At 49.3% G+C, this 22,578-nt stretch carries 14 protein-coding genes; 11 read left to right on the top strand and 3 right to left on the bottom strand.

What is annotated here, in order from left to right; genetic code table 11:
• Positions 1–8 precede the first annotated feature (8 nt).
• Together ACGCCZ_RS13985 and ACGCCZ_RS13980 are read right to left on the bottom strand one after the other, a co-directional pair.
• Positions 9–266, bottom strand: a complete 258-nt coding sequence (locus ACGCCZ_RS13985; RefSeq protein ID WP_411656456.1) for a helix-turn-helix domain-containing protein — start codon at positions 264–266, stop codon at positions 9–11.
• A complete protein-coding gene (locus ACGCCZ_RS13980; protein WP_411656350.1) occupies positions 158–1,606 on the bottom strand; it encodes a response regulator in 1,449 nt (482 codons plus the stop codon). Before ACGCCZ_RS13980 ends, ACGCCZ_RS13985 begins: the two co-directional genes overlap by 109 nt.
• Positions 1,607–1,944: 338 nt before the next feature.
• On the opposite strand from ACGCCZ_RS13980, the gene ACGCCZ_RS13975 reads away from it, so the two are divergent.
• The 11 genes from ACGCCZ_RS13975 to ACGCCZ_RS13925 all read left to right on the top strand — a co-directional run bounded on the left by ACGCCZ_RS13975 (position 1,945) and on the right by ACGCCZ_RS13925 (position 17,234).
• Complete coding sequence (locus tag ACGCCZ_RS13975) at positions 1,945–3,144, top strand: ROK family transcriptional regulator (protein WP_411656349.1); 1,200 nt, start codon at positions 1,945–1,947, stop codon at positions 3,142–3,144.
• Positions 3,145–3,671: 527 nt separating this feature from the next.
• A complete protein-coding gene (locus ACGCCZ_RS13970; RefSeq protein WP_411656348.1) occupies positions 3,672–6,620 on the top strand; it encodes a GH92 family glycosyl hydrolase in 2,949 nt (982 codons plus the stop codon).
• A complete protein-coding gene (locus ACGCCZ_RS13965) occupies positions 6,572–9,718 on the top strand; it encodes a glycoside hydrolase domain-containing protein (RefSeq protein ID WP_411656347.1) in 3,147 nt (1,048 codons plus the stop codon). Before ACGCCZ_RS13970 ends, ACGCCZ_RS13965 begins: the two co-directional genes overlap by 49 nt.
• 290 nt (positions 9,719–10,008) lie before the next feature.
• Positions 10,009–11,223 carry an ROK family transcriptional regulator gene (locus tag ACGCCZ_RS13960; protein WP_054323730.1) on the top strand — a complete coding sequence of 405 codons (1,215 nt, stop codon included), beginning with the start codon at positions 10,009–10,011 and terminating at the stop codon, positions 11,221–11,223.
• A 112-nt stretch (positions 11,224–11,335) separates the two neighbouring features.
• Entirely contained in the window at positions 11,336–12,244 is a 909-nt protein-coding gene (locus ACGCCZ_RS13955; protein ID WP_411656346.1) for a type I phosphomannose isomerase catalytic subunit, read from the top strand.
• Between the two features lie 32 nt (positions 12,245–12,276).
• The gene (locus ACGCCZ_RS13950; protein WP_054323729.1) at positions 12,277–13,242 is read left to right on the top strand and encodes an ROK family protein; all 966 of its coding nucleotides are present in this window, start codon (positions 12,277–12,279) and stop codon (positions 13,240–13,242) included.
• Between the two features lie 238 nt (positions 13,243–13,480).
• Positions 13,481–14,119 carry a CARDB domain-containing protein gene (locus ACGCCZ_RS13945; RefSeq protein WP_054323728.1) on the top strand — a complete coding sequence of 213 codons (639 nt, stop codon included), beginning with the start codon at positions 13,481–13,483 and terminating at the stop codon, positions 14,117–14,119.
• Between the two features lie 48 nt (positions 14,120–14,167).
• Entirely contained in the window at positions 14,168–14,962 is a 795-nt protein-coding gene (locus ACGCCZ_RS13940; RefSeq protein ID WP_054323727.1) for a matrixin family metalloprotease, read from the top strand.
• A gap of 443 nt (positions 14,963–15,405) precedes the next feature.
• Positions 15,406–15,927 (top strand): hypothetical protein, encoded by a 522-nt coding sequence (locus ACGCCZ_RS13935; RefSeq protein ID WP_152918329.1) that lies wholly within the window; start codon positions 15,406–15,408, stop codon positions 15,925–15,927.
• A gap of 105 nt (positions 15,928–16,032) precedes the next feature.
• Positions 16,033–16,629: a hypothetical protein gene (locus tag ACGCCZ_RS13930; protein ID WP_054323725.1), complete on the top strand. Its 597-nt coding sequence runs from the start codon at positions 16,033–16,035 to the stop codon at positions 16,627–16,629.
• A gap of 446 nt (positions 16,630–17,075) precedes the next feature.
• On the top strand, positions 17,076–17,234 hold the full coding sequence (locus ACGCCZ_RS13925) for a hypothetical protein (RefSeq protein ID WP_411655044.1): 159 nt from the start codon (positions 17,076–17,078) through the stop codon (positions 17,232–17,234).
• 27 nt (positions 17,235–17,261) lie between these two features.
• On the opposite strand, the gene ACGCCZ_RS13920 is transcribed toward ACGCCZ_RS13925, so the two are convergent.
• Entirely contained in the window at positions 17,262–22,574 is a 5,313-nt protein-coding gene (locus ACGCCZ_RS13920; protein WP_411656345.1) for a glycoside hydrolase family 97 catalytic domain-containing protein, read from the bottom strand.
• Between the last annotated feature and the right edge of the window lie 4 nt (positions 22,575–22,578).

The raw sequence follows: 22,578 nt of genomic DNA, 5'->3' as shown, positions 1-22,578 counted from the left end.
GTCCTTTATCACGAATAGAGCTTCCGGAACTCGTTTGGCTTTAATCCGGTTGCTTTTTTAAAGCTCTGTGTAAAGTGTTTCAGGTCGCTGTATCCGACTTGGCTACAAATATTTGCCACCGTAAAATTGGTCTGCTTGAGGAGCTCTTTTGCACGGTTCATCCGCACTTCGGAGAGATATTCCAAAAAGTTTTTACCACTCTCCTTTTTAAAGAGGGTACTGAAATAGGAGGCGTTGAAGCCAACAAAATCCGCGACCTCCTCCAAACTGATCGGCTGCATATAATGCTCCTGAATATATTGCTTTGCAGCGCGCACCGGCTTTTTTCGGCCTGCCGGCGATCTTGAAGAATGGAATCTAAAGATTCGCAGAGGATGCCATTGAGATGCCGAAAAAGCTCTTGCGAACTTCCACAGCCATCGCTTTTCTGAGAAAAGCGATGGTAAAGCTCATCCGCGTTTTCTACGTGGATTTGGTGTTTATGTAACACCATCAGATAAATCCGGCACGCCTTTAAGGACAGAGCCAGCAGGCGCTGTCCATTGATCCCCGGCGCTGCAAGCGCCTCCCTTTGAAATTTCTTTAAAGCCGCCGTCAGCGCCTCACGGTCCAGTACCTCCATTGCTGCTTCTACTTCGCAGGTGAGTGCCGAAAGAAGGCTATCTGTGTCAAATGGTTCCGTTGGAACGGCTGCCTCAATGACCTTTCCTGTGCCCTCTAATAGACGTTGTGCGACAGCAGACTCTGCGCTGTGCAAGGAGGCCTCCATCTGTTCGGCTTCCTCCACCGCCTTGCCCAGCCCGATGGTAAGCTGTGTGTTTTCAAACAGGCCGAGTTGGACCAGGAGCTCATCCATAGCAGAAAGAATGCGTTTGCGCACGGTACCACGGCGTTCCTCTGGGTAGTTCAAAACGCTGTAGGCGCGGCTTCCCGTAAAGCAGACCTCCATATCGCTGCATACAGGGCGCAGGGCGGTGCATAGCGTATGTAATATTTTTTCTTCCAAGACCTTGATGCTGTCCCGCGAAAGAGGGCAGTCCACCTTCACGATGAAAATTTGATACAGTCCGGGCGTGAACTGAAAATGGTAGTCCCGATTTGCCTGTTCCAGTGTGAGAGGACCATCTGGATCGGCGTTCAACAGATGTGTGAATAATCCGGAACGCAGCTTGTCGATGTCACTCTGTAACCGCATACGCAGACGCTCCTCGTTGCTGAGCTGTTCATTGCGCAGCTGATACCGCCGGCGCATCTTTTCCAGCGTGGCACAGAGTTCTTCTTTTTGAATGGGTTTGAGAAGATAATCGGAAACCCCGTATTTGATGGCGCTTTGCGCATATTCAAAATGACGGTACCCACTGATGATGACGAATTCAAGTGTGTCCGAAAGCTGCTTAGCTCTGGCGATCATTTCGAGGCCGTCACAGCCGGGCATGCGAATATCCGTTACCAACAGATCTGGGTGGTATTGCCTTACCATTTCCAGCGCTTCTTCTCCATTGTGAGCAACTGCAACGATTTCCATATCGAAGGCACTCCAATCGACCAAATTGCAGATCAATTGGCAAACTTTGACTTCGTCGTCCGCGACGACTACCTTTATCATCTTACAACTCCCTTTCCCCTTTGCCAGCTTGTGGCGACAAACGTTTCCGGACAATCCCCTCCCCATGGGGAGAATTCCTCCTACTTCACTGAGTTCTGCTCGAATAAACACCGTAAAAATATACAAAAATTTATTCATTCTACAAAAACATTTGATTTTTATTAAATTATTATATAATATGTATATTAGTAAAGTCAATATACCAGGGCGTAAGAAAGTGGCTGCGAAAGGGAGTATCCTCAGAAAACGATTCTAAGAATAACGCTCTGCGCGATATTTCCAAACCATGGGTACATAAAAAGGGGAAAACTGGTTTACTCCAAAGCGGAGGGATACGTTTGACAAAAAAAACGGGAATGAACAATCAAAATTTAAAATATCAAAATCGGGGACTGCTGTTGCGGTTGCTCTGCACACATGACGGCGTGTCGCGCATTCAACTTGCGCAGCGGACCGGGCTGACAAAAATGACGGTAAGTAATATCATTGCCGGTCTGATGGAACAGGATTATGTGGTGGAACGCGCACCGGAGCGCAACGCCGGCGTGGGACGGAATCCCATCATTCTGGATATTTCGCCGGGGGCACCGAAGGTGCTGGGCGTACAATTGGGGCGTGAAGGCGTGACAGCCGTATTGTTCGACCTAAAACTCCGGATTCTGAAGAAGGAAGAGGAACCTTTTGCACAAGAGAACACAGATTCTATATTGCAAAAGCTTTTCCGCGCTGTAGACCGAATTCGCATACAGGAAAGCAATATCTTGGGGTGCGGTGTGTCCGTGGTGGGACCCTTGGATGTGGGCAGCGGCGTTGTGCTGAACCCGCCCAACTTCTTCGGAGTGTCCAATTTGCCCTTGCGGCGTCTGTTGAGCAACCACATGGGACTGCCAGTGGAGCTGAACAACGATATGAACTGCGCTGCGTTGGGGGAAAAGCTTTTTGGGGCGGGGCGTGAATTTCATAATTTCCTCTATGTCGGCCTATCCACCGGAATTGGATCGGGGATCATCGAGAACGACGGGCTCTATCAAAACAGCAGCGGCTTTGCCGGAGAGCTGGGGCATACCAGCATTGACTGCAATGGTCCGGAGTGCGGTTGTGGAAACCGGGGATGTCTGGAGGAATATGTCGGGATGCCAGTCATCGAGGCACGCTTGCGGGAGGCGACCGGACAAGCGGGTGATTTTGCCAGCTTTTGTGCGCAGACAGAAGACCCACACGTTGATGTGGTTTTATCGGATGTAATCGAGAAGATTACAAGGGCGCTTGTCAACGCGGTAAACCTTCTCAATCCCCAAGCCATCCTGGTAGGACATAATGGGACGCATTTACCAGCGCGATACCTGGAACAAATGGAGCGGGAACTAAACCGAAGAAAGTTTTCGCAAGACTATTTGAAAATCCGAGTAAAAAAATCTCGCTTTGGCATGGATTCTTCCCTTTATGGAAGCGGTTGCCTCGCGTTACGCCAACTTTTTGAATATGGACGAATAGAAGGTTATGAAGAGGAGGGAACTTCGCCTTTCCCTCCCTCTTGAAGAACGAACGGGTTGCTTTATCGTCACACCCGGCTAGTGTTAAAAACATAAAAGGTTTTGGGAATTTCCTTGTAGGTAACAGTAGCGCCCATATTTAAATGATTTGAACAAAGAGTAAGGTTTGTGAATTTGTATTCTTTTCAAGACAGAGGTATTCTGAAAGGAACGTCCCATTTAATGTTTTTTACTTATTCAAAGAATTATTAAAAGAATATCGATAAATTTGCCTACACAATGGTTTATAAATAGATTAAAGAATTAAAAAAGAGGATATTTAAGAAAATATCATTAGATTTTAAAATAGTTTAATAAAAATCCAAAAAAGCGCCGCCTTTTTCTAAAGAATCCCCCTTTGACCTTTACAAGAAAGGTTGCTAGAATGTAGCTGAATTACTTATATTTGCGCTGTGAGTTTATTTTTATTGTTTAATTTGTTTGATAAACTGGCAGGCAGGAACATGAAAAAGGAGGGGAAGGAAGCTCATTTGGCAATCTGGTCGTATAGACACGAGAAAAGGAGGAAAACAATGAAAAGGTTCCAGAAAATCATAGCGATGGCTCTGGCAGCCACCTTAGCGGTTCCAGGGTCGGTGCTCTCGACCTTTGCCTCGGCGCGCGTTGAGGAGGGAAAAAGCTTCTTTACGTCGTTTGAAAATGACGAGGAATGGTCGGATAATTTCAAGGCCAACACATTGGAAGTCGTGGATGGCAAGGGAAAGGCTCAAAACGTGTCCTCCACTACAGCGGATCGCTTGGTAGGCGACATTACCAGCTTGGTGGAGCTGAGTAGCATTCAAGGTTCGGAAAACCATAACAATAATGAAACAAAAGAGAAACTCTTCGACAACAATTCCGGGACGAAATTCCTTGCAAAGCAAAGTGCTTCGGTAGAGAACCCGGTGTGGGTATCGTTCCAGATCCAGGAGCCCAAAGCGGTCAAGGCATATTCGATTGTTTCAGCAAACGATGCGGAAGCGCGTGACCCGGTGGATTGGACCTTCTCTGGCTCCAATGATGGAACAACCTGGACAGAACTCGACAGCCAAACCGGCGTCCGGTTCAACAGCCGCTATGAAAGCAAGACATTCACCTTTGAAAACGATACCGCCTATGCCTACTATAAGATCAACATCACCAAGAACAACGGCGACAGTGGGATGGTCCAGTTTGCCGACCTGAATATTGCGACGCTTGATGAGACGGACGACGATATCAATTTAACGGTCATGGGGACCACCATTGAGAGCGGACCGGCTTCTGTGCACGATGCAGCTTCCAATAAGGGCTGGACAGGAGATAAGGCACTGAAGGTCACTGGTTATCACAAGGGAGAAGGCGAAGCGTATGCGTATAACGTCATTTACGACGGCCTGAATATCCCGGTAACGGAAAATACGCAGTTGAGCTATACGATCTTCCCGGAGTGGACGACCGGCTCGTATGACTTTGAGTACACCTCTACTTATATCGCAGTGGATCTCGGATTCAGTGATGGTACCTATCTGAGCGACTTGAATGCCGTGGATCAAAATGGAAATGTCGTCTCGCCAATGGAGCAGGGACTCTCCAAGACCCTGACGACCAAGCAGTGGAATAAGATCTCCACCTACATTGCTTCAGGTGAGGACACGATCGGTAAGACTATTACGAAGGTGTTGGTCGGTTACCACAAGCCTTCTAATCCCACCGGTGCGGATGATGCCTTTACCGCGGACATCGACGACATCCGTATTGAAGAAGTCCCGCAGGTCGAACATGAACATCTTTCCGACTATGTGTATACCCTGCGCGGCACCAACGATGGCACGAGCTATTCCCGCGGCTTGGTCTGCCCCGGCACCACGATGCCGCACGGCTTTAATTTCTGGGCGCCTGTGACTCGCGCCGGCGACAATAAGATGTACAACTATCAGCTGAGCCGCGATGGTAACACGCTGAAACATCTGACAATCAGCCACCAGGCTTCCTATTGGACCGGCGAGCGCGGCACCTATGAGTTCATGGCAAACAGCAGCTTTGACCCGGCTACGGTTACCAGTATTGGAACCGGCGTGCGTGGCGCTGCATTTACCCATGAAAATGAAATCGCAAAGGCGCATCACTACAGCGTGACCTTCAATGAAGACGACGAGAAGGCGGGCGGCGTGACCATGGAAGTCACCCCAACCGAACATGCGGCGGTTCTTCGCTTCACCTTCCCGGAGAACGCTCCGTACTGCAACATTCTGCTCGATAGCGACCGCGCCAGTGGATCGACCACCTTTGGCGAGGATGGAAAGAGCTTTACTGCATATTCTGACCACAACAGCAATGGTATGCAGCGTATGTATGTTTATGGCGAGTTCAGCCAGCCGTTTACGACGGGACGTTCCATCGGAAAGGGCGGCATTGCCAGCTTTGAGAAGGCCTCTTCCGGCGAAACAGTGATCGAGATGAAGGTCGCCACTTCCTTTATTAGCATCGAACAGGCCAAAAAGAACCTCCAGCAAGAGATTGCAGAGGATGAAGGCTTCGATGAGATCTTTGCCAAGGCTCAAAAGACTTGGGACGACCAGCTCGGGATCATCGAAATTGAAGGCGCGACCCCGGATCAGATGACCAGCTTCTATTCCGGTATGTACCGCCTGTTCATGTATCCGAACATGCTCTCCGAACAGACCGGCGAAGGCTCTGAAGATGGTTGGCAGTACCGCAGCCCGTATGGCTCGCATGAGGTCAAGGACGGCGTGATGTACTACAACAACGGCTTCTGGGATACCTATCGTACCACTTGGGCGGCCTATTCGCTGTTTACTCCGTCGAAGGACATTGAGATGCTCAACGGGCTTGTCGAGCACTATAATGACCAGGGTTGGGTACCGCGTTGGATCGCTCCGGGCGGCACCAACAGCATGGTCGGCACAAGTTCCGACGTAATCTTCGGAGATGCAGCAAAGAAGGGTCTGGACTTTGAGGTGGAGAATGCCTTCTGGTCCTCCATTAAGAACGCCTCTGTGGTCTCCAACAACCTGACCAACGGCGGACGCAATGATCTGACCCGCTCTATTTTCAATGGCTATACCAGCCTGGACATCGGTGAAGGATTCTCTTGGTCGATGGAAGGCTATATCAATGACTTTGGCATCTACCAGATGGCTAAGGCGCTGGGATATGCCGATGAGGAACAGTATTATCTCAACCGCGCACAGAATTATGTCAATCTGTTTAACGACGAGATCGGCTGGTTCATGGGCCGCGATGTCAACGGCGCTTTCCGTACCAGCAGCGATGACTTCAACCCCGGTATCTGGTGGGGCGATTACACAGAAACGAATGCCTTCAACATGGCGTTCACGGTGCCGCAGGATGGCCAGGGTTTGGCAAACCTCTACGGCGGCCGTGAAAAATTGGCAGAGCGTTTGGACGGATTGTTCAATGCCTCCCGGATTTGGTTCAGGACGGCACCATCCATGAGATGGTGGAGGCCCGCGACCTGAAGATGGGCCTGTATGGACATAGCAACCAGCCGTCGCACCATATTCCGTATATGTACAACTATGCGGGCCGTCCGGACCGCACACAGGAAGTTGTCCGTGAAGTGCTGGCGCGCGCCTATGTGGGCAGCGATTTTGGCCAGGGCTATATCGGCGACGAGGACAACGGCGAGATGTCCGCATGGTACATTCTGAGCGCCCTGGGTATTTATCCGGTGAACATGGGCAGCGGCGAATACGCCATCGGTTCTCCGCTCTTCACCAAGGCCACCATACATCTGGAGTGCGGCGAAGACCTTGTCATCAATGCGCCGAACAACAGCAGAGAGAACATCTATGTACAGGGTGTTAAGCTCAACGGGGAAGAATACAATAAGACTTATTTCAACTACAGCGACCTGATTCATGGCGCAGTCATCGATTTTGATATGGGTGACACGCCGTCCGATTGGGGAACTTCTGAGGATGCCCTGCCGACCTCCATCACAGAGGGTGACCAGGTGGCAGAGCCGAGCCAGGATATGACCGTCACTTCTCCGGTTGTTGGAGAGGAGATCCCCTCCGGCGATGTGATACAAGATACGGTCTACAGTGCGGCGACGGACCGTGTAGAGAATTTGTTTGACAATACCTCGGACACGACAGCCAGCTTGAATGGGAACACCGCATCGGTTTACTATGGATTTGCGACTCCAGCCTATGTGGATATGGTCACATTGACTTCCACTTCCGATCCGGAAAAGGCGCCGGTCAGCTTTGAACTGTTTGGTTCAAACGATGGGAAGACCTGGACCTCTTTGGAGAAGCGTGATGAACTGTCCTTTGAATGGGCAAAGTATACCCGTCCATTTGCAGTCAATGCGGAAGAAAAATACGCGAACTATCGCATCGATTTCACAGGTTCTGCGGATTCCATCGAATTGGCAGAGGTTGAATTGATGGGCAACATCAAAAACTCCATTGACCGTAGCACGCTGGAAAAACTTGTCGAGGCAGCTGAGGCGAAAGATCTAACAGGCTATCCGACGGCAAAGGTGGAAGAATTCCAGAAGGTTCTGGAGGAGGCCAAGGCTGTATTGGATAATGAAGAGGCTACCCAGGACGAGATCCGTGAAGCGGTCGAAAACCTGCAAAAGGCGTCCAGTAAATTGGGCGCGATCCGCAATCCGTATGTGCGTCTGGAGGCAGAGGATTATGACGCTGGCGACGTTGTGAAGGATGTCGACAGTAATCGCAGCGGCGGCGGTAACATCGGCGGTGGCAAGAATGGCTGCTATGCCATGTACAACAACGTAAACTTCGGCGACAACGGCGCTGTACATGTGGTTATGAGCTATTCTAGCCAAGGCCGCGACGCGACCAATGACGGCCGTATCCAGTTCTTCCTGGATTCTATGGAAGGCGAGCCGGTGGCCGAGTTGAAAACGCATAACACCGCAGAAGATAACTGGAGCACCTATGTGCTCACGGAAACCGACATTGAGCCGCCGATCACAGGCTCACATGACTTGTATATCAAGTTGGTCGGCACCGAAGACAAGGCGTATGTTGCAAACATCGACTACTTCGACTTTACAGAGGGCCAGGGCGGCGTCAGCGGCACCTATGACCTTACCGTTGCGTACAGCGGGCGCGATGCCAGCCTGAGTGTAAATGGTGAAGAGCAGAGCATTGCAGACCTTATCAACCAGTACAGCAAAGAATTGGAAACAGGTACAGAAGTAGAGTTGACCTTTGTTCCCCAGGTGGAAGGCAGAAGCTTTGCAGGTGTCACCCTGAACGGAGAAGCACTTGAACTGACCGTTCCGGATTCCTTTACATACCGTTATACCATGGGTACAGCGGATGAAACGCTGAAATTCGAATTCACAGTGGTCAACAAGTCGGTATTGCAGTCGATTATTAAGGCTGCTGAAGCGCTTCTGGGCAGCGAAGAACTCGAAACTGTGTTGCCATCCATCAAAGAGCGCTTTGACAAGGCCCTTGAAACAGCCAACGAAGTCAATGGTCGTTTGGAAGCAACCCAAAAAGAAATTGATGCAGCTTGGAGCGAACTGTTGGATGTCATGCATCTGCTGAGCTTTGAGTTAGGCGATACAACGACTTTGGAAGCATTGTTGGCAGTCGCAGATGAGCTTTCTGAAGAAGGCTTCACAACCAGCACATGGGCGGCGCTTGTAGAAGCAGTGGAAGCAGCAAAAGTCGTTGCCGATCAAGAGGAACCGCTGAAAGCGGACGTGGAAAAAGTTACAGAAGATTTGATCAATGCACTTTATGGTTTGGAAGAAGTTGCGGACTTTAGCCAGTTACAGCTCTTGATTGAAAAAGCAGAGGAAATCGACCTTGTATTAGAAGAAGACTATGTGCAGGACGAAGAGGCGATCTCCGCATTCCATAAGGCGCTTGAATATGCAAAGACATTGACAAAGGATTCCGCACAGGAAGACGTCGATGAAGCGGCAAAAGCGCTGACCAAAGCAATGGCCGATCTTCGCAAGAAGGCAGATAAGAGCGAACTGGAAGAACTTCTGGAGGAGCTCAAAGAGCTTGATCCCGCGGACTACACAGCGCAGAGCTATGCGTTGGTTGCGACAGCGATCAAGAACATGGAAGTGATTTTGGCGGACGAAACCTTGGACGAAAGCCAGCAGGCGGTTGTAGATAATGCAGTCAATAATGCCCGTGTTGCAAAGGCAAAGCTGGTTAAAGTAAATGATCCAAAACCGGATCGTCCATCCAAGAATAATTCCAGCAACAAAACAGCCGTTCCGAATCATTCTTATGGAAACAATGGTATTGTTGTCGCAGGCCAAAAGGTTGCCACGGCAAGCGCGTATGTGCGCAGTGATACAACGGTCAACTTCATATTGAAGCATGGCCAGGCCTATTGTTTCAAGATGTCTGTGGTCAATGGGAACAATCTGGCGCCGAACTTCACAGTCGGCAATGGTGAGGTCCTCAAAACGCAGTTTGTGGCACAGGTTGGCAATGATTACTACTACAGAGTCTATGCAATCGGCGCATCCGGACAGAGCACAGGTGTTTATACCTCCCTGCCGGGCCAGAATGTTGTAAAGCATTGCACGGTCACTATTGCATAAACGTCTCTTTCATAGGGGCAAACATCGTTCATTTTGATTGCGACGCCTCTTTTTAAGGAGAGAACGCTTTCTCATCAACCGTAAAAAAGAAAGAAGCCAGCCGGTCGCATGACATGGAAGTGCGTGTGGCCGGCTGGCTTTCCAGCCAGAAAAAGCCTTGCTTCTTTCAATACGATGATTCGCTCCCGGCATAGCCGCGGAAAAGCATCCTATGTTCGCGGCGTACTGGAAACAGTCCGCCGCGACGATGCGTTCAGGACAAAAGATCAATCCAACAGGGGGAATCCAAGATGCTCGGCAATATAAATAGCGAAACGATGCGAGCGACCAATTTGCAGGTGATCTTCGACTATATTCGGCGCAATGAACCGGCCTCCCGGCGTGACATCGCAGAGTTCGGTGGTTTAACAGTGGCGGCAGTTTCCAATATCACTTCCAAACTTTTGGCGAATGGATTGGTTGTGGAAGTAGGTGCCGGAGAGTCTGTAGGTGGCCGGCGTCCAACGCTATTGGGGATCAATGCGGACTGTCGCTATGCAGTGGGGATCGATTTGACCACCAAACAGATCAAACTGGTCATCACCAATTTTAAAGCACAGATCATTCAGGAATGCGCCTGTGAGACCCCACTCGACTGTGGTCCAGAGCATGTTCTGGACAGCATGGCTCGGATGGTCAAAGAATCCGTAAAGAGCGCCGGGATTGATCCCCAGAAGGTGATCGGGATAGGAATCGTATCCGCAGGCCCTTGCGACCCAGAGCGGGGAATCATGCAAAGCCCGCCAAATTTCCCGGATTGGGGAAATGTTCCCATTCGCGATTATATACAGGAGCATACGGGGTACCCTGCGATTTTCGATAAGGACTCCGTGGGGGCCGCGATGGCGGAGTATTGGTTTGGTAAGGTGGGAGGATGTGGAAGCGCCTTTGGATTCCTGATTAATCGGGCGGGTGTAGGCGGCGCCCTTCTGGTAGACGGAGAAGTATTCCGTGGGTTTAATGGAGGAGCCGGCGAAGTCGGTCATACAATTGTGGATGTACATGGCGCGAAATGCTCCTGCGGAAATTATGGGTGCCTGGAAACGTTGGTGAATGAACAGCGATTGGTTCGAGAGGTAGCCACAGGGTTAAAAATGGGACGGGAGTCGGTACTGGACGGTATCGAGGACTATGACTCCATTACTCTGAAGCAAATTATGCAGGCGGCAGAAGACGGGGACATCCTCTGCCGGAACGCTTTGGATCGCATGGCGGATTATCTTGCCATTGGGATTCGCAATATTGCGACGCTCTTTTCACCGGAGATGATTGTGCTTTCGGGCGGGATGATCTCCCGATATGCTTATTTTACCCAGACGGTCTTGAAAAAGGCCAAGCAGAGACAGCGCGAAAAATTTGTCAAATGCATGAACGTTGTGGAGTGCAGTTTCCGTGAAAACCAATGTGCGCTTGGCGCCGTTGCGCTGGTTCTGGAAAAATTTTATAGAAGTATCCAATTGGACTGAGGAGAATGTATATGAAACAATATCCAATGCGGCTCCATCCAGCGTTCAAGGATAATCTCTGGGGTGGAGACCGCTTAAAAAAGACTATCATAAACAGACGGAATTAACCCCGTTGGCAGAAAGCTGGGAGTTGAGTTGCCATAAGGACGGCTGTTCTACCATTGAAAACGGCCCGTATGCGGGAAAGTCCCTGGCAGATTATCTCCGCGAATTTCCAGATGCGGCCGGAATCCGCGGCCAGGAATTCCCCGCGTTTCCCATTCTGTTTAAGTTGATCGATGCTAAGGACAATTTGTCCATTCAAGTTCATCCGGATGATGCGTATGCCATGCGCGTTGAAGGGGAATATGGAAAGACAGAGATGTGGGTGGTATTGGATTGCCAACCCGGGTCCAAGTTGGTATATGGCTTTAAAGAACCGGTCACAAAGGAGATCTTCCAGGCCCACATTGAACAAAATACTCTGATGGACCTTGTGAATGAGGTGGAAGTTCATAAGGGGGACGTGTTCTTTATCGCGTCCGGAACGCTTCACGCGATCGGAAAAGGGATTGTCATTGCAGAAATCCAACAGAGTTCCAACACTACCTATCGTGTTTATGATTATGGAAGAAAGGATGCCAATGGGAACCCACGCGCCTTACATATTGAGAAAGCGCTCGATGTGACCAATCTGGAACCATATCACCCCCAAAAAAATCATGATCCTGTGCGCCAGGAAGGTGGCGCAAAGGTCGAAACACTGGCAGATTGCCGTTATTTTCACACGGACCGGATTCACCTTTCTGGGGAAACGCGGCGTACAGTGGATGAAGAGTCCTTTGAAGGGATTTTCTGTGCAGAGGGAACGGCCGTACTGTGTGCAGAGGGAACGGCCGTACTGTGTGCAGAGGGAACGGCCGTACTGTGTGCAGATGAAACGGCGTTGACCTTGCAAAAGGGAGACACCGTTTTCCTTCCGGCCGGAATGGGAACCTATACGCTCCGTGGAGAGGCCATGTGCCTTTCAATGCACGTATAGGACAGAAGTACGATTAGAAAAGAGGCGAGCGTATGAAGTATTATGCAGGAATTGATCTTGGAGGAACCAACATTGTAGCAGGCATTGTAGATGAAAACTTTGTGATCGTCGCTTCCGCAAAACGCAAGACTGCTTTGCCACGCCCTTGCGACGCCATTGTGGAGGATATGGCAACTACTGTAAAAGAGGCGGTTGCGCAGGCAGGTATTTCCTTGCACGATCTCGAGTATGTCGGCTTGGGATGTCCGGGGATGATCGATTATCAAAATGGCGTGGTGGTTTATTCCAACAATTTGGAGTTCTACCATGAACCGTTGGGAGAAAAACTCTCAAAACATCTGGGCCTTCCCATTCTGATGGCAAATGACGCAGACGCTGCAGCATTTGGAGAATTTAAGGCAGGCGCGGGCCGTGGAAGTGAAAACATGATTGCCATCACGCTGGGAACAGGTGTTGGTTCTGGAATCATCATCCGTTCCAAGTTGTATACAGGGTTTGCTTATGGAGGGGCGGAAGTCGGCCACAGCCTCTTGGTAAAGGACGGGGAACTCTGTACCTGTGGGCGCCATGGATGCTTGGAGGCGTATGCCTCTGCAACCGGTCTAATCCGTATGACCAAAAAGCACATGGAAGAGCATCGAGAGAGCCTGATGTGGACATTTGTCGACGGAGACCTCAGTCGAGTAAACGGGCGGACCGCCTTTGATGCCATGCGTCAGGGCGACGCAGAGGGAACTCGTGTGGTTGAAAAATATACGGAGTATCTGGCGGAGGGGATTGTCAACATCGTGAACATTTTCCAACCAGAAATCATCTGTATTGGCGGTGGAATCTCCAAAGAGGGGGAGACGTTGCTAAAGCCTATTAACCGGTATATCGGGCAATATGCATTTTCCCGTTTTGCAGACAAAAACACCGTCGTCCGCATTGCAGAGCTTGGCAACGATGCGGGTGTGATTGGCGCAGCGTTCCTCAAGGACGCGTTCCATTGCAGGTAGTAAAAATACGAATAGAACAAAAATCCCATCTTTCTAAAAGATGGGATTTTTATACATATTTTTATAATTGCAAATTTTTACGAATGTTTTTGTTAAATTTTATAAGAAAATAAAATTATTATATGTCTATTTTTCAAATATTTATGCGTTGTTAATAAATAAGAAATGATAAAGGAGTGATTCCGATGCAGGAATAGATGATAGTCGCCATATGAGAAGATAATAAGGAGTGAAATTTATGAAAAAGGGAGCCTTTGAAAAATTTTTGTCATTTGTATTATGCCTCTTATGCATTGCAGGTATGACTGGCACGGCGGTTGCAGAACCGATCTCAGATACTACCCAAGATTCGACTAAAGGTATTGAGGGATGTACGGTAGAGGACATTCAATGGGAAGAAGGCCCTGTTGATGAGGTATCTTTATTGGATATACAGGATGATACCCTCCCAACAGAAGGAATTATGGATCAACCGTCTGCTCTGTTTCATATTCAACCGTTGAAAGATGATATAGCTATAAATACAGCTCGTGCGACAATGCCTGATTTAACATTTGGAACTGTTACTATGGATCATAGCCAACCATTCCCCAGTAATACCAATATTAAATATAATGTCCAAATTAAAAATACTGGCTCAGCTTCAGCAACAAATATGACTGTTTCAATGTATCTTGAAGATACCTTTCAAGGAATGTATATGATTGAAGGGACGCTTGGAGCAGGACAAAGCGGTATCTTTTATTTCAATGTAAATATGTTCGGCGGTATGCATACGATAAAACTAGTCCTGAATGAGAACCATGCCATTACAGAGTCCAATTATGATAATAATGTTATCTTATCCGTTGGCACCTGGCAGAGCTGCATTGCATGATTGATCGACACATTTGACGCAGAAAATGGAACCTATGAGGTACACTCGATGACTCCAAAAAAATTTGAATTTAAAGTGACCAATAGGGGAAATGTCGCTGTTGAGGAAGGATACATCATGTGCAAAGTAGATGGCTCCCCCGTCAATTTGACTACATTCAATTTAGGGGCGCGAAGGCAATTGATTGGAACGATACCGTTTACTTTTAAGAAGGCAGGAACTTATAAACTGGAAGTTAGCGTGGGACCTGGAACTTCTCAGACGGACATAACGCCAGATGACAATGTAAAGACACGCTCTTGCAATGTTACTTATGATATTGAATTATGGGCGGGGCGTTGGTCGAATCCGCAAAACCTTGATATTCAGGTATATAGTGGTGTATTCGACTATATCTCACAAAAAGATTTGAAGAATGCTATTAATCAATGGAATGGAATTGACTCAAAAGTATCCTTTAATACGAGTCAAATGCTTTCGGTAGATGAAGACAAGGGAAAGAAGGTCACCTTTGCAACCTATATCGATGAAAATACATCTGTATTAGGAGTTACGAACGTTTTTAAAAATGATGAAAAAACATGGGATCAATGGGTTGATTCTCCTGAAGATGAAGTATGTGTTTATAAAAAGGCAAATATTGGTTTTAATTTAAATGGTGACTTTCCCAATCTAAACACAGGATTTAAGAAGGCTACAGCCACACATGAGTGTGGGCATTTATTAGGTTTAAAACATACATCATGTAATGATATGGCAATTATGGTTGATGGTATTCATTCTCCACTCTTTGCTACTACAATACAAGAGCATGATCGCTATAACCTGAAGATGAAATATTGAGATGATAAGGTTGAAGCATCAGGAATAAACCGGAAATAAGGCAAAAACGAAAAAAGCGTACAAAAAACAAGCCCAGTATCTGGACCGCTTTTGCACGCTATTCCGTCTCGGTTGAAGAATAGGCCAAGGCATTTGCCACAACACCTGCATGTCAGGCGCAAAATTGACGGTAAATCCTACGCCAAACACCGGGAGGTCACTATTTTAAAATAAATTATATCGTGCTGTGTCACATAGGTCAAGTGGGTTTCATATCCCTTTGGTGCCTTGTAGCGCAGCGGAAAGGAATGGTCATAGAAATGAAAAAAGGGATCAAAATCTTATGCTGTGTACTTCTTCTATGTAGTTTCTTAATAGGGTCAGGAATGACATGCTTCCGTGGGACTGAAAACGAGTTTGACAATAAACAGGGCATGGAGACAGAGGAGTACCCTGTAAAAACAATGAAAGTAGAATCTTTATTGTCGGTCAATCCGGACAATTTAGAAGATTTAGAAACATATTCCGATTATGTTGTCAAGGGCATCGTTTTAGACGGATCTGAATCCATGCCTATTTATGCAGAGGGATCGGACGACCTCCTCATGTCGTTTACCACAGTAACCCCGTTACAAATTACGCAAACTTACAAGGGCGATTTTAAAGAGGGGGAATGCATCGATATATGCGAAAAATATATGAAAATAGACAGCGGTAATAACACGGGAATCTTACATTTTGGAAACTATATGCCGTCAACCGTTGGAGAGGAATATATCTTCTTTTTGAGAGATTGCCCAAAGGATACAGTGTGGGAAGGCAAATATTCGGTTTCCTATTTTGAAAGATCAAGGTATCCAGTTCTTCCACAGCCGTATGGAGCCATGTCCATTGATAAAATGAGCAATGAAGAATTGGATTTGGATGATGAGGATGCGACCATATACAAAAATCTTCTAAAAGAGGTAATGGAGAAATACGGCTGAGATCTTAGATAAGGAGAAATGTGTACGAAAAAGATTGTGCAAAGTTTAACAGTGATACTCCTGCTTGTATTAGCAGGTTGTAGGGGTACTTCTCAAAACCATCCTATGGATTTAAGCAGATCTCTTGATACAGACCGTCCATCCTTGCAGGCCGGTCAACAGGAACAGCTGTCACAGATGAAAACCAACCAGGCGGACTGCCTGCTCCTCTATTATCCAGATACACTGCAAGGGTTGGAAGAACATTGTACGTATATTGTGCGGGGAACGGTACTCGATGGTTCGGAGCAAAAGACCATTCAGGAGGACCCGCAGGATTTTCCCTACATCTATACAGAGACGCCGCTCCAAATCAATGAGGTATATCAGGGAGGTCTGTCCGAAGGAAGTATAGTCCCTATCTGTGAGAAGTATTATGTGAAGCAAACCGAAGGGGAAGATGTGCTCGTCCATTACGGCAATTATATGCCCTGTGAAGTGGGAAAGGAATACATCTTTTTCTTAGTGGATGGTGTCAATCGAAGCGATTCGGAAGAACCGAGCTATTCTTTAACATTTTTAGACCGCTCGCGTTATCCGGTCTTACCAGAAGAAAGCGGCTTATCCACCCAAAACTTCCAGGCGGCAGAGGCGGATGAGGCTGCCTACCAAAAGCTGTATCAAGAAGTTGCTGCAAAATATCTGGATTTACAGATAGAATAGGGTCCATAGAACCGTCCCTGTTCCGTTGGCCGGAATGGCTTTAGAGAGTATCTTGGCTGCAAATAAAAAAGGTCCTCTTCCTGGAGAAAGCCAGGGAGAGGACCTGCTGTTTTATAAAAAGGAACGGGCAGTACTTCCTTCTAGCGAACTTATGCATCAGCGGTGATCCAACCGCAACTGCGCAGTGTTTGCCTGCGCTCTGGCCCGATGGACGCACAGCGCCTTTCGCGTCCCTACGAAAGCAGACTGCAAAGAGTTTGCTTTCCGTTCCACAGGGGAAGCCCTACAAGAACAAGCAGAAACCTTCATACAGGCAGACATCACAAACCTGCCACATGCAAAAAATAGATGGATAAAACATAGAAGGACCTAATCCTGGGAATCCCCAGGATTAGGTCCTTTGTTTATCAGGAAGAAACCTTCCCTCTTATTTCGATGTCCAGTCCATGATTACACAATCGTCACTGCACAATGCTTTACTGGAACATTGCCCGGCGGCATTATGCCGGTACTCGTGCTTCAAACCGATGGACGCACAGCGCGTTTTTCGTACCTACAGTGTTTCCTGCGCAGGCTCTCTGATCAACTGTTACTTGATCGGATGACTTATGTTCCTTACAAGTGTCCAGTATTTAACCAATGGCCACTGTGCAGTGTTTCACTGCGTTCTGCCCCGGCAGTGTCGTGTAAACGCCCGTGCTCTGGCCCGGTGTGCCGGTTGCATAGACTCTGTAGTAGTAATCGTTTCCAACCTTCGCTACAAACTGCGTCTTGAGAACGCTGCCGTTGCCCACCGTAAAGCTCGGCGCCTGGTTGTTTCCATTTACCACCGTCATCTTGAAGCAATAGGCCTGCCCGCGTTTCAGGGTAAAGTTCACCGTCGTATCGCTGCGGACATAGGCGCCAACTGCCGCTACATTCTGACCTGCGGATACCACACCGCCGGCCCCATAGGAATTGTTCGCGTTTGCAGAAGAACTGCCAGAACTGCTGCCCTTGGACGGCTTATTGGTATCAACCTTCACCAGATTGTTCTGTGCCTCGCGTGCCTGCGCCACAGCTGCATCGATCTTCTTCTGGCCTTCCTCCGCGTCCAGGCTGTCATCCGCCATCAACGCGTTCAAAACCTCTTTGACCTCTGCTACTGCTGCATAGCTTGCCGCTGTATATTCCGACGGATCGAGCGCATTGATTTCCTTCAGCAACTCTTCCAGTTCCGTCTTGTCCGCCTTCTTGCGCAGGGCCGACATCGCCTGCAACAGATCCTTCGCGGCCTGGTCCACTTCTGCCTGTGGGGAATCCTTGTCCAGCTTCTTGGCAGCTTCCAATGCCTCCAAGAACGCTTCCTGTCCGTCCGGCAGGTATTTGCCCGCTTCGATGTCCGTTTTGATTTCTTCCGCCTTTTCAATGGCGGTATTCAAATTGCTGACGTCCGATGCGCGAATCAGTTGCTTGGACGCAGATGTCAGGTCTTCATATGCCTTTGTGATGTCACCCTCCAACGGTTCTGGGTCTTCGACCACTTCTTTTGCCTGCTCCATCGCTTTTTCAAACAAGGTCCAGCTGCTGCTTGTGAAGTCATCCTCCACAAGGTCGCTCAGGATATTGTACAGCTCTTCCAGGGCGCTCTTATCGCCCGGCTGGAAGTTCAGATAATGCAGTACGTTCAGCAGGTCGCTCCAAGCCTGGTCAATCTCCGTCTGCGTCGCCGCTGTATTGTTCAGCACAGCTTCCGCTGCGTCATATGCCTCCAGGAAGGCCTCTTTCGCCTCGGTGACCAACGAATCGACCGTCCCATCATCCACATAGGGCTTTGCATACTGATAGGTTTGCTCCAGAATCCGCTTGTCCGTCACCTCGAATATGAAGTCCAAGTCGACGCCTTCGCCCGTCATCTCTACTGTGTAGGTGTACGAATCGCCGCTGATGAGTTCCTCCTGGCCGTTGACCGCCACCGAGCGGAAGTTCTTGCCTGCCACGCGTGGTTCAAAGGTCAGCTCTACGCTCGTTCCCTCTGCCACGTCTTCCAGCGTAAACTCGCCCGTCAGGTCTGCGATCTTCTGCGGCTCGCCGTCCACCTTCAACGTTACGTCCTTGTTGTTATACTGCAAGAAGATGGTATTGGCTTCTACCGGCTCCTCAGAAACCGTTACTTCCGCGGATGCCTTGAGATCCATCAGGTTCATTACACCGTCAGCCAACGTAATGGTGCCTTCGAGTTTATAGACTCCTGCTGTATCGCCGTCATAGTCTCCTTCCGACCAAGTAACCGGCAAATCCTTCTCCGTACCGTCAACCAAAGTTACCTTCACCGTATCCGGCAACTTCAGATCTGCAAAAGCAGTGCCCGTGCTCGCACGCAAGGTCACAGGAGCCACCTCTGCGATGCAAGTGTCTGTACTTACAGCAAATGGTATGATTTCACCCTCGCCTTCTGCGTTTGCATAATAGGTGAAGTCCTCAATGCGAATGTCCACGCCATTGTTATTGTTAGCGCCATTGCCGGTATAGACGCCAATCCTAATATTATCCGAACCGGATACCTGCGGACATTCAAGCTCTGCAATCTTGGTCCACTCTACGCCGTCATAGCTGTAATAACCGGTGAAAATCTGCCCCTTCTTCTCCAACTTCAGATAGGCGTCGTCGCTTGCCTGTGTATCCTTTGCAGTCTGCTCGTTGTAACCGCCTTCAAAGCGCATCAACTCAAAGCAATTACCGCCAAAGCTCGTATGGTACCTTCTCATGACGGAGACGGCCTTGCTGCTGTCGACAAACGCCGTCAATGCCACAGTCTGGAACGCTGTGGTCAAATCTCCACTTACCTTTACAGTCGCTGCAAAATTTTCTTCCTGCAGCGGGAAAAGGACCATGTTCTGCGGCCACTTGCTGGAGTCCTGGTTGCCGTCTACGTCGCCAGACAGTGAAACCTGCTGGATGGACGTAGCTGTCGGATAGGAGATGTACTGGCTATTCTCGCGCTCAATTGTCCAAAAATCGCGATCCAAGGTGTATTTTTCCATCTCGACCGTGACGGTGCAGGAATCTGATACAGAGTCGTCAACCGGCGACGTCGCGGTAATCACTGCCGTTCCCGGACGGATGCCAGTAACCTTTCCGCTGCTGTCCACCGTCGCGACCGTCGGATCGCTGGATTCCCAAATCAGGCTGGAAATCAAAGGCTTCTCCGGTGTGATCGTGACATCGATGGTGGTATTTGCATTGCGCTCTAAGGTCATTTCGTCCTGTGCAAACTCGATGGTTTCAGCCGCAGAGGGTTTCTCTTTTGTAAAGATCACCGCACAGCCTCCGCCGTCCTTCATCGGCACTTTAAGGGTGTCGCCCTTGGTGACCTTCTGGATTTCTAGCTTCAAGCCGCGGTTATCCGTCCCATCGTCCGCATAGATCATCGCATAGTACTGTCCGTCATCCAGGAAATCGAGCGGGAATTCCGCATCGCGCGCATCTGTGGTGATGGCGCAACCGTACCATTTATCGCCGCTGCGGCGGGCCAAAGTGGTGTATTCGCCTGGATAGCCGTCAATAAAATGCGAATCATCCCAAACGGATGGAAAATCCTTATAGAAGGATAGCGCCGGGCTACCCTGATAGTCCTCTACGCTGCTGGCCAGGCAATGCATGCCGCTGGTAATCAGGACGGACAACGCAACCTGGAAGCCCGTGGTCGTAGAACTTCCTCTGGGATAGAGGGTTTCCGTCACATCTGCCGGTCCAACTGCATTGCGGGTGAATGGCAGGATGGTGTACTGTACCGGACTCAGGTCGCCCATTTCCTGGCCATAAATGCCCTCACGGGTCAGGATGCCAGGATGTGTGCGGACCTCGCCGGTCGGCTTATTGGCGCCGTGGACGTTTGCCACCAGGTGCAGTCTCTCACAGTCTGCATAGACGTCTTCCATCAGCTGCACGCGCTCGTCGGTTTCACGGTCAAAGAAGTCCACTTTGATCCCTTTGATCCCGAGCTCTGCCCAGCGATCCAGACGCTGTGCACGTTTTTCCGGCGTATTGAGATCATCGACGTGTACCCATGCAATCAGGCCGACCCCTTTTTCATTTGCATACTCTACCACGTCATCAATCCAATCGTATTCGCCATAGTAGCGAGTGCCGTCGCCCTGCTGAGAACGCGGCTGCCAGCCTTCGTCCATAATGAAATACTTCCATCCCATTTCGGAAGCAAAGTCGATGTACTTTTTGATCTGTTCCGGATCGGATTGCATGCTTGCACCGCCGACCAACCAAGTCCAGGAGCAAACGCCCGTCTCAGCCCAGGAGTAATCCCCCTCTGCTGGATCAGGACTCAGGTTTTCCGTCATTGTATTTTCGTTGATGTCCCCCAACGTGCCAACAACGGCAAACCGCCACGGGAATGCAAAGGTTCCCTCAACAACGGGATCTTCACTTTGAAGAGGCGTTGCGGAGATCTTTAACGTTCCATTCTGCGCTTTGACCATCGATCCCATATACCCTGTGAGCTGAGCTTCGGAAATCATTCCAAAGGTGCCGTCCGGCGTCTCGAACAACAGCGGGATGGACTGATCGCCGCTAATCGTCTCTGCGGTATATTTATAGAACGTGGATTCATAGGAATAACTGCCGCTGCCATAGCCCATTGCCCAAACATTGGACTTCGCCGGAAGCTGGAAGGATGTCGCTTCGTCCTGTACCTGGATCTCTGTGCCATCCTCCGCATGGATGACGTACCGGAAGGCAAGGCCATCATCATAGGCGCGTACAACCACATCAAACTGCACGCCGTCCTTTTGGAATGAAATCGTGCGTTCTGTATAATAATTGCGATACTCGTCTTTTTTGCGCGAGTTGACGGTATAGGTCTCATCTACTGTCGTCGCCTCGGAAACGGACAGGAATTCCAGCCCTTCAGTGAAGTCCCCTAGATTCGTGCTCATGCCCATTGCGCCAAAGTTGAGCACAGACTTTTCATCGCGCTGGACGCTATAGGAAAGACTTCCGTTGTCGTTCAACATGAAAATTCCGCCAACCGCGTCGCTTGGTGAGGCGATGGACCACACCTTTCCTTCCACTTCGTCGCCGACAATCAGATCAATGGAAGTACTCTTGGTGATGTCGCCCAACGTCACGTTGCACTGGATTGTCACAAGGCCGTTGGCTAAAGCGGTCACCACGCCCTGGTTGTCCACAGTCGCAGTCTGCTCATCGCTGCTGGTATATGTAATTGTTGCGCTCGAGAGGTCTGCATCGGTATCGTCTACTAACGTACCTGACACGGTGAGGTTCGCCGTCTCTCCGACTGCCAGGATAGTCTGATCTGCAGAAACAGCTACTTTATAAAGATTCTTCTGCACAGAAGAATCCAAAACGAGCTTCGCATCCGCCCAAACGCTGTGGTCGGAGTTGTTTCCGTCTCCGCCGTCCGTTGTGATTAGGGTCAGCTGTTTGGCCCCCTCCGGAATCTCGACGTTAACAAATTCCTGCGCTTCGGATTCCGACATCTTATCCACGCGGAACAATTCCTGATCGTCCGCTTTGACAATAAAGCCGCAAGTTCCTTGCTTAGAGTAGTTCACACCTATATATGCCTGGAAGCCTTTCACGCCGCGCCCCTCAATATCATAAACCAATTCCGAGGCGGCATGTGCACAGATACCCTTTTCATAAGTTTGGGTTCCGCCGTCCTCTGTGCGCAACTTCAACGGCAAGTTTTCCAGCCCCTGGTCGAGCATCAAGCTGCCCCAACCGACCGTGGCCTTTGTTGGGTCCATATCGCTGAGATAACGGACCACTACATCCCCTTCGCCGTCATTTTGCAGCGATACAGAAACAGGACGGCTGGGTTCCAAAGCGACAGCATTTGTCTGAGCCATCGCTGTCACACCGCTTGCGACGGTCATCTGAACAGCAATTAACAGTGCAATTGCAGATCGTAACGTCTTTTTTTTCATGAGT

This window comes from Anaeromassilibacillus sp. SJQ-1, from assembly GCF_046693725.1.
In the GTDB taxonomy this organism is placed as follows: Bacteria; Bacillota; Clostridia; order Oscillospirales; family Acutalibacteraceae; genus Anaeromassilibacillus.
Note: the sequence above shows the minus strand (reverse complement) of the source record. Positions and strands in the feature narration are given on the sequence as shown.

Coding starts and splice junctions, on each gene's coding strand:
- ACGCCZ_RS13970 (WP_411656348.1), top strand. CDS start 3,672: ATGAAAAGGTTCCAGAAAATCATAGCGATGGCTCTGGCAGCCACCTTA.
- ACGCCZ_RS13945 (WP_054323728.1), top strand. CDS start 13,481: ATGAAAAAGGGAGCCTTTGAAAAATTTTTGTCATTTGTATTATGCCTC.
- ACGCCZ_RS13930 (WP_054323725.1), top strand. CDS start 16,033: ATGGATTTAAGCAGATCTCTTGATACAGACCGTCCATCCTTGCAGGCC.
- ACGCCZ_RS13920 (WP_411656345.1), bottom strand. CDS start 22,574: ATGAAAAAAAAGACGTTACGATCTGCAATTGCACTGTTAATTGCTGTT.
- ACGCCZ_RS13950 (WP_054323729.1), top strand. CDS start 12,277: ATGAAGTATTATGCAGGAATTGATCTTGGAGGAACCAACATTGTAGCA.
- ACGCCZ_RS13935 (WP_152918329.1), top strand. CDS start 15,406: ATGAAAGTAGAATCTTTATTGTCGGTCAATCCGGACAATTTAGAAGAT.
- ACGCCZ_RS13980 (WP_411656350.1), bottom strand. CDS start 1,606: ATGATAAAGGTAGTCGTCGCGGACGACGAAGTCAAAGTTTGCCAATTG.
- ACGCCZ_RS13960 (WP_054323730.1), top strand. CDS start 10,009: ATGCTCGGCAATATAAATAGCGAAACGATGCGAGCGACCAATTTGCAG.
- ACGCCZ_RS13940 (WP_054323727.1), top strand. CDS start 14,168: ATGACTCCAAAAAAATTTGAATTTAAAGTGACCAATAGGGGAAATGTC.
- ACGCCZ_RS13925 (WP_411655044.1), top strand. CDS start 17,076: ATGATTACACAATCGTCACTGCACAATGCTTTACTGGAACATTGCCCG.